The sequence below is a fragment of the Thermobacillus xylanilyticus genome (assembly GCF_907165215.1).
Lineage (GTDB): Bacteria > Bacillota > Bacilli > Paenibacillales > Paenibacillaceae > Thermobacillus > Thermobacillus xylanilyticus.
In genome coordinates, this window is record NZ_CAJRAY010000108.1 from 1 (window position 1) to 7,916 (window position 7,916).

The following is a 7,916-nucleotide window of genomic DNA, read 5'->3' on the forward strand; positions in this document are numbered from 1 at the left end:
CTTTTTTATGTCCGAAAATCCTTACAAATCAAGGCCTTGGATTATTGCAAAACGCTCGCTTTTCTACTAAAATATTATGATAACCTAAAAACTGAAAGGGAGAAAGAACCACATGTTCAGATTTGTAGCAAACTCAAACTCCCTAGTAGCAGCTGCCACAGGGAGTTTGTACATAAAGTAAAAAGTAGTTTGGTTCGCTAGAGAAAGTTAGAATTTCATATTCTCCACCGGACTAAATTTCCGGTGTTGCTCTTGAATGTCGGATCGAAAAAGCTGAACATAGTGCCGAACCATATCCAACGTACTGTGGCCCAGTATTTGCTGAAGGGTAAAAGCGTCTCCGCCATTTAAGATGTAAAATTTGGCCATGGTGTGTCGGAATGTATGGGGAGAGACCCGAACGCCACGAAGACCAGCCGATTTTCCGTAGTTTGTCAAATGATCCTGAAACGTCCGGGGATGAACAGGTGTGTGATTCACAGTAACAAACAGAACATCCGTGCCGACATCTCCCCGTTCCTTTAAATATTGCCGGATTGCATTGGCACATGTTTTTTGGAAAGGTACCCGCCTCGTCTTGTTACTTTTGCCTTGATAAACGTAGATTTCGTTATCAGCCCATCGGATATCTTCGATCCTTAAATTCAGCAACTCATTTAATCTTAACCCGGTTTCAAGCAGGATCAGCATCATGGTGTAGTCCCTGAGGCCAACGAATGTGTTACGGTCAGGCTGTTCCAGGAGGTTGATGATTTGATGCTTGGAGAACGTGCTGATCATTTTCTTTTCCGATTTCACCAACGCAAAGTGTTCCGCCAGGTTGTTTTGGATGAGATTTTCACGATATAAAAAGGCGAAGAAAGCTTTGCAGGATTTGATCCGGCCATTGATCGTATTGCCGGCCAATTTTTGTTCCAGCATACCACCGATAAAGTGATGTTTGATATCGTTGTAAGTGATGGAATAAAGATCGATTTGGATCTGCTTGTCCATCAATGCCTTTTGCAGGGAGTACAAATTGGTTTCATGGAATTCCAACGTTCGCACCGATAAGTTTTTTGCCCGTAAGTCGAGCAGAAACAGACGTACCGCTTCATCAAACGAGAGTGGGATATTCGGTTGGATCGTTTCTTTTTCATTCCTTTTCAGCAGATATGATCTTCGTTTCATCGGTTTATTCATGATTTGAACACCGCACTTTCCTTAAATTCTTCATTTAGCCTTTCAACCGGGCTGTACAGGGCATGCTTCTCGTGAATATCCTGAGAGAAAAGCTGAACATAATAACGTGTCATTTCCAGCGTGGTATGGCCAAGGATGGTTTGAAGGGAAAAAATATCCCCGCCGTTCATCAGGAAGAATTTGGCCATGGTATGCCTGAAAATATGGGTGGAACCGTGCATCCCGGTAATCCCCGCCTGTATCATGTAGCTTTTGACCATCTGCATGATTCCCCTGCGCAGGAAACGTTCTTTTTTCCGGGTGACCCAGAGAGATTCCGATTCTCTTGACCTTCGGAGTTTCAAATAGTGCTGAAGGGCTTCGATACACGTTTTTTGAATGGGGATCATTCTGGATCTCCGGCCTTTTCCATGACGAATGATGATAAGACCTTCCTCCGGCATGACATCGGATACGTTAAGCTGACTCAACTCTCCAAGGCGCATGCCCGTATCTAACAATACCAGCATAATGGCGTAATCTCTGGCTCCTTGTACTCTGTTTCGGTCAGGTTGATTTAACAGCCGGGCAACCTGTTCCGCGGTAAAGGTATGAAGGAACCGTTTCGGGATTTGAATGGGTTTTAAATCGCCGGCAACGTTTTCTGTGATCTTTCCGTCCAGGTACAAAAATTTAAAAAACTGTTTGCAGACGCGAATGCGGCCGTTAATCGTCGCCGCGGCGGCACCGGAATTCAGCATGTGGAGAACCATACGATGGGAAAGATCTCTGGGCTGAATGTTGGCCAGCGAAACGTTCCATTTTTCCAAATCCAGCTGAAGTTGATGCAAATGGGCGTGATAGCCCCGGATGGTTTCCTCGGTCAGGTTACGGAATTTGCAGTCGAGCAGAAAAAGACGGATGGCTTCGCGGAATTCGGCACGCGAAGCCGTCGTATTGGTCATAATTTGCTGTGTTTGCCGGGATGGCACGATAGAATCCTCCTTTGTCGGTGCGTACAACTTTTGCAAAAAAAGATGTACGCGGTTTGAAGTCTGGCGTGGCTTTTTACAAAAACGGGTGAAAGAGACGCGTACTACTGCCCTTTTAAGCAAAATTCATATCATGTCCAATATCCTTGAAGCCCAGACAGGACAAGGACTCGAGCTATCACCCCCTTGCGAAAATGATTCCGAGACACGCTCATCTCAAAATCGCGTCCGAAAGGGTGTGGGTTCGAGTCCCTCCACCGGCACCATTACACCACTGAGTTAAGTCAGCCCTAGTCAAACGGGCTTTTTTTATTTTCTCAAAAGATAATTGAAACCGAGGAAACTGCTCGACCATTTAAGTGATTGAAGCAACTTTAAGATAATGTGTATATGGTTCGCCCGCATCCGCGTGATTTTTATAGTTGCAAATTGCAAATAAAAATGTATAATGATCATTGGAGGTGAACTCGATGGAAGATGTCCGCCATGTACTCCAATTGATTACTCGACGCTTTGGTTTTTTAAATAAAAATTGTTGCTCGGTTGGCGGAATGGACGTCTCCTTAACTCAGAGCCACATTCTTTATGAGATTGGTCGCCAGCATCGTCCATCCATGCAACAGATTGCGGATGCTTTGGGAATGGATATCACCACGTTCAGCCGGCAAATTCAATCGTTGATTCGGAAAAAGCTCGTGAAAAAAACGCCTTCTGATCTGGATCGAAGGGTATATATATTGGAACTGACGACAGAAGGGAAATTTGTCGCGGCAGCGATTGAACAGCAGGTTCAAGACTATTTGAGTCAAATTTTCTCCCATATGAATGAGTTTGAAAAAGAAACCGTGATCCGCTCGCTGAAGCTGTTGAACGCATGCATGGAGAAAACAGGGTTTTGTTGCAGTTAACAACGAATAATCATGGCATGTTGGTTTGCCACATACTTGCAGTTTGCAAATAAAAGTTAATACTTGCAATTTGCAAGTAAAGTCTGGGGAGGAATCGGTATGAAAGAGGTATGGGATACCATCGTCATCGGGGGAGGTCAGGCTGGTCTGGCCTTAGGGTACCACTTGCAAAAGAATGGACTGCGGTTTCTCATTTTGGAGGCGAACGAGCGAGCAGTCGGATCGTGGCCGAATTACTATGACAGTCTGAAATTGTTTTCTCCCGCGCGTTTTTCATCGTTGCCCGGCATGAAGTTCCCGGGGGCAGGTGATCATTACCCGCTGCGGGATGAAGTCATTCGTTACTTGCAGAAGTACGCCAAACAATTTCGGCTGCCGATTCAAACCAATCAGCGGGTGGAGTCGGTGGAGAAAACCGGCGATACATTCACGATTCGAACGGTTTCCGGAAATACGTATCTGAGCAGAACCGTCATTAACGCAACTGGGGCTTTTCAACATCCATATATGCCCGTAATAAAAGGACGGGAAAAGTTTCGGGGAAATATCCTTCATTCTTCCGAATACCGCAACCCGACTCCGTTTGTGAACCAAAGGGTGGTGGTTGTCGGGGCCGGAAATTCCGCCGTTCAGATCGCCGCCGAGTTGGCGGAGGTGAGCAAGACGTCTTTGGCGGTACTGCGGCCCGTGAAGTTTGTCAAACAAAGAATCCTGGGGCGAGATTTGCATTTTTGGATCCGGGCGCTTGGTTTTGATACGTTCCCGATCTGGCGTTTTGGCGGTGTGGTGCCAAGATCGAGGGCGGTTATTGATCTAGGGCAATACAAAGAGCGTTTGGCGGCAGGCAAGCCGGATCAGAGGCTCATGTTTTCTTCTTTTCACGCGGATGGCGTCATATGGCCGGATGGGACAACAGAGCGGGTGGACACCGTCATTTTTGCCACAGGATACCGTCCTCATCTGGTCCACTTAAGAAATATGGGTGCGCTGGACTCTGAAGGGAGGCCTTTGCAGACGGCCGGGATCAGCACGACAGTCCCCGGACTTTATTACGTGGGTCTCGAAGGCCAACGGTCATTTGCGTCCGCGACGTTAAGGGGAGTCGGTCCCGACGCAAAATTTGTGGTGCAAAAATTGCTCCGTCACTTGAAGAAATGAACGATGTTTTTTTGAATCGTTACAAAGGGAGGTCGCCTCGGATGGAAATCGAGACTTTATGGCGCACATTTCGCGAGCCGCTCAGAACATTTATCATCCGCCGGACGCATCGGGTGCAAGAGGCCGAAGACATTTTGCAGGATGTTTTTCTGAAAATATACACCCGAATGGACAGCCTTCGTGACGAACAAAAACTTCGACCGTGGATCTATCAAATCGCCCGGCATTCCATCATCGATTATTATCGCAAAGAAAAACCGGTTGTCGAGCTGCCCGAAGAATTGCCCGAATCAAATGAACCGGACGATGCGAACTTGAACAGGGAGCTTGCCAAATGCTTGCGGACGATGATTCGTCAATTGCCGGAAAAGTACCGGGAGGCCATTGAATTAACCGAACTTGAAGGTCTTTCGCAAAAGGACCTGAGCGAAAAATTGGGCATTTCATTTTCCGGCGCCAAATCAAGAGTTCAACGGGGGAGGCAAAAGTTGAAGGAATTCATTTCTGCCTGCTGTCATCTGGAATTGGATCGTTACGGGAATATTCTGGACTTCAGAGAAAAAAATCCGGCCTGCACATACAATTCTTGTAAATGAAATGAGCATGTTTTGCGTCTTTTTGCACAACGCGTCGTCTTCCTATACGCAACGAATTTTAATAATAAACCTGGAGGTATTAACGATGAGTGATCTCACAAAAGACCAAATCCGCCAAAATGTCCGAAACCGCTATAAGCAAATTGCCCTGCAGGAAGTGAATGCGGGGACTGGCTGTTGGACGCCTTCTTCATGTTGTGACTCACCAACTGAGATTTCATCCAAACTGGGGTACTCAGCGGAAGAATTGTCCGCCGTTCCCGAAGGTTCGAATCTCGGCCTCGGCTGCGGAAATCCGCAGGCGATTGCGGAGTTAAAACCTGGTGAGGTCGTGTTGGATTTGGGCAGCGGCGGCGGTTTCGACTGTTTCCTGGCTTCCCGTCAGGTCGGAGAAACAGGCCGGGTCATTGGCGTGGACATGACGCCGGAAATGATCAGCAAAGCCCGCGCCAATGCGGCAAAGGGCGGTTTTTCCAATACAGAATTTCGGTTGGGGGAAATCGAACACTTGCCGGTAGCCGATCAGTCCGTTGATGTCATCATCTCCAACTGTGTCATCAACCTGTCACCGGATAAGCCGCAGGTGTTCAGGGAAGCGTATCGCGTGCTGAAACCGGGAGGACGGCTTGCCATATCCGACGTTGTGTTGACGGCAGAGCTGCCGCCTGAAATCAAAAATGACCTGGATGCGTATTCCGGCTGCATGTCTGGAGCTTCATCGATCGATGAATTGAAGATGATCCTGGAGCAAAGCGGTTATACCCGGATCACGATTGAACCGAAAGACGAGTCGAGAACATTTATTAAAGATTGGCTGCCCGGAGCAAACATTGAAGACTACATCGTATCCGCGATCATTAAAGCGGTAAAACCTTAAAGGTTGTTGGAGCCGGCAGGCATCGCGCCGGCTTCATTTTTGTTTCATCGTTCGAAAACATCTGATCCCGCCGGATATCATTTTAAGTGAAGGCATTGACTTTTTTGCATATATAAATAACAATATGGTTATATAACTATTTCATTTTGAGGTGAACAGGCGGCCATGGAATTCGAGAAATTGGCCGATACGCTGAAAGCCCTTGCCGATCCGACCCGGTTGAAAATCATCTCTTTGTTGCGTACGCGCGATTGCTGCGTCTGTGAACTGGTTCCCATATTTAATATTTCCCAACCGGCCATATCCAGGCATTTGAGTCGTCTTAAAACGGCCGAACTGGTCCATGAGACGCGCAAAAGTCAATGGGTGTTTTATTCGTTGAATGTGAAGAAATTGGAGGAAACCGGTTTTGCTTTAAACCATTTGCCCGATTTATCCGAGAAGTTAAAGGAATTGGAAAAGCAGGGGCTGTTGGTCAGATGCGAGTAAACAAAAGGAGTAAAAGAAATGAGTGAAAAGGCCGGAAAACAATTATCCTTTCTGGACCGGTATTTGACTTTATGGATTTTTGCCGCGATGGCTGTCGGAATTGGAACAGGCTCTCTGTTTCCGAATTTCGTTTCGTTTCTTGATCAGTTTCAAGTGGGAACGACGTCCATTCCCATTGCGATCGGTCTGATTCTGATGATGTATCCTCCTCTGGCGAAGGTGCGTTACGAAGAGTTGGGGCGCGTGTTCCGGAACGGAAAAATATTAGGGCTTTCCCTTGTGCAAAACTGGGTCATCGGCCCGATTTTCATGTTCGTCCTTGCGATCGTCTTTTTGCGGGGATATCCCGAATATATGGTCGGATTGATCATGATCGGGTTGGCCCGTTGCATTGCGATGGTCATTGTTTGGAACGATTTGTGCAGAGGAGATACCGAATACGCCGCGGGACTGGTCGCTTTCAACTCGGTTTTCCAAGTGTTGTTTTACTCCGTTTACACTTATCTTTTTGTGACGATCTTGCCGGGCTGGTTCGGCTTGCAAGGCATGGTTGTCGACATCACGATGTCCGAAGTGGCCAAAAGCGTGTTGATTTATTTGGGCATTCCGTTCCTGGCGGGCATGATCACCCGTTTCACATTCGTGAAAGCAAAGGGGCGTTCCTGGTATGAAAAAGTGTTTATTCCGAAAATCAGCCCCATTACCCTGATTGCCTTATTATTTACCATTATCGTCATGTTCTCGTTAAAAGGGGATATCATTGTTCAATTGCCGCTCGATGTGGTCCGGATCGCGATCCCGCTGCTCATTTACTTCGTGGTGATGTTCCTGATTTCGTTCTATATGGGAAAAAAATCGGGAGCGAATTATCCGGTTACGTCGACACTCGCCTTCACGGCTGCAAGCAATAACTTCGAACTGGCCATTGCCGTTGCAGTGGGGGTTTTCGGTATTGATTCGGGTGCAGCTTTCGCAGCTGTCATTGGTCCCTTGGTGGAAGTGCCGGTTATGATTGCCTTGGTCAACGTCGCCTTGTGGTTTCAGCGGAAGTATTTCCAACCTAAGACCATATCCTGACGAAAAGTTATGGGTAAACGGAATTTCAATATCAAACCAAGGGAGTGCTCACGATATGACCAAAAAAATCGTTTACTTTTTATGTACCGGTAATTCTTGCCGCAGCCAGATGGCAGAAGGATTCGGGAAAAAATATCTTGGTGACAAGTACGAAGTGTACAGCGCGGGTATTGAAGCGCATGGTCTGAATCCCAATGCCGTCAAAGCAATGGCGGAAAAAGGGATTGACATCTCCAAACAAACCTCGGATGTGATTGATCCGGAGATTTTGAACAAAGCGGATTACGTCATAACGCTTTGCGGAGACGCCAACGATAAATGCCCGATCACACCGCCGCACGTAACACGGCTTCATTGGGGATTTGAAGATCCGGCCAAAGCCACAGGCACGGAAGAGGAGAAATGGAAAGTGTTTCAGCGTGTGCGGGATCAGATCGAAGAAAGAATTAAGCAGTTTGCAGCCGAAGGTAAATAAGATACGGAGCCCGGGCAAAGTTGCTATCTCTGGTCATTTACCATGCTGTCGTGGCGGAATTGGCAGACGCGTTCGCCTCAAAAGCGAATTATAGTGGCACAAGAAGTCAAGACAGTTTTTTAAAATTTGAATATCAAGTTGCCTCAGCAAATCCTTCACATGCGAACATTTGTTTGATATACT

Annotated in this window: 9 protein-coding genes; 7 read left to right on the forward strand and 2 right to left on the reverse strand. The window is 47.0% G+C overall.

The annotated features are described in order from the left end of the window. Positions 1–207: 207 nt before the first annotated feature. Positions 208–1,182 (reverse strand): tyrosine-type recombinase/integrase, encoded by a 975-nt coding sequence (locus tag KJQ12_RS19420; protein ID WP_213487133.1) that lies wholly within the window; start codon positions 1,180–1,182, stop codon positions 208–210. Next, positions 1,179–2,153, reverse strand: a complete 975-nt coding sequence (locus KJQ12_RS19425) for a tyrosine-type recombinase/integrase (protein WP_213487134.1) — start codon at positions 2,151–2,153, stop codon at positions 1,179–1,181. The genes KJQ12_RS19420 and KJQ12_RS19425 overlap by 4 nt, the downstream gene beginning before the upstream one ends. 470 nt (positions 2,154–2,623) lie before the next feature. Here KJQ12_RS19425 and KJQ12_RS19430 point away from each other — a divergent pair, with 470 nt between their 5' ends. The 7 genes from KJQ12_RS19430 (at position 2,624) to arsC (ending at position 7,733) form a co-directional block, all read left to right on the forward strand. Further along, a complete protein-coding gene (locus KJQ12_RS19430; protein ID WP_213487135.1) occupies positions 2,624–3,061 on the forward strand; it encodes a MarR family winged helix-turn-helix transcriptional regulator in 438 nt (145 codons plus the stop codon). Positions 3,062–3,160: 99 nt separating this feature from the next. Further along, entirely contained in the window at positions 3,161–4,219 is a 1,059-nt protein-coding gene (locus KJQ12_RS19435) for a flavin-containing monooxygenase (protein WP_213487136.1), read from the forward strand. Positions 4,220–4,260: 41 nt separating this feature from the next. Continuing rightward, a complete protein-coding gene (gene sigZ / locus KJQ12_RS19440) occupies positions 4,261–4,815 on the forward strand; it encodes an RNA polymerase sigma factor SigZ (RefSeq protein WP_213487137.1) in 555 nt (184 codons plus the stop codon). 85 nt (positions 4,816–4,900) lie between these two features. Then, positions 4,901–5,692 (forward strand): arsenite methyltransferase, encoded by a 792-nt coding sequence (locus KJQ12_RS19445; protein ID WP_213487138.1) that lies wholly within the window; start codon positions 4,901–4,903, stop codon positions 5,690–5,692. A gap of 165 nt (positions 5,693–5,857) precedes the next feature. Beyond that, a complete protein-coding gene (locus tag KJQ12_RS19450; protein ID WP_213487140.1) occupies positions 5,858–6,181 on the forward strand; it encodes an ArsR/SmtB family transcription factor in 324 nt (107 codons plus the stop codon). 18 nt (positions 6,182–6,199) lie between these two features. Next, positions 6,200–7,258 carry an ACR3 family arsenite efflux transporter gene (gene arsB, locus KJQ12_RS19455; RefSeq protein ID WP_213487142.1) on the forward strand — a complete coding sequence of 353 codons (1,059 nt, stop codon included), beginning with the start codon at positions 6,200–6,202 and terminating at the stop codon, positions 7,256–7,258. Positions 7,259–7,313: 55 nt separating this feature from the next. Then, positions 7,314–7,733, forward strand: coding sequence for an arsenate reductase (thioredoxin) (gene arsC / locus KJQ12_RS19460; RefSeq protein WP_213487144.1), 420 nt, complete (start codon positions 7,314–7,316; stop codon positions 7,731–7,733). Positions 7,734–7,916 lie beyond the last annotated feature (183 nt).

Excerpts from the sequence above, each read along its gene's own strand:
- KJQ12_RS19445 (WP_213487138.1), top strand. The coding sequence starts at position 4,901 with ATGAGTGATCTCACAAAAGACCAAATCCGCCAAAATGTCCGAAACCGC.
- KJQ12_RS19430 (WP_213487135.1), top strand. The coding sequence starts at position 2,624 with ATGGAAGATGTCCGCCATGTACTCCAATTGATTACTCGACGCTTTGGT.
- KJQ12_RS19450 (WP_213487140.1), top strand. The coding sequence starts at position 5,858 with ATGGAATTCGAGAAATTGGCCGATACGCTGAAAGCCCTTGCCGATCCG.
- sigZ (WP_213487137.1), top strand. The coding sequence starts at position 4,261 with ATGGAAATCGAGACTTTATGGCGCACATTTCGCGAGCCGCTCAGAACA.
- KJQ12_RS19435 (WP_213487136.1), top strand. The coding sequence starts at position 3,161 with ATGAAAGAGGTATGGGATACCATCGTCATCGGGGGAGGTCAGGCTGGT.
- arsB (WP_213487142.1), top strand. The coding sequence starts at position 6,200 with ATGAGTGAAAAGGCCGGAAAACAATTATCCTTTCTGGACCGGTATTTG.
- arsC (WP_213487144.1), top strand. The coding sequence starts at position 7,314 with ATGACCAAAAAAATCGTTTACTTTTTATGTACCGGTAATTCTTGCCGC.
- KJQ12_RS19420 (WP_213487133.1), bottom strand. The coding sequence starts at position 1,182 with ATGAATAAACCGATGAAACGAAGATCATATCTGCTGAAAAGGAATGAA.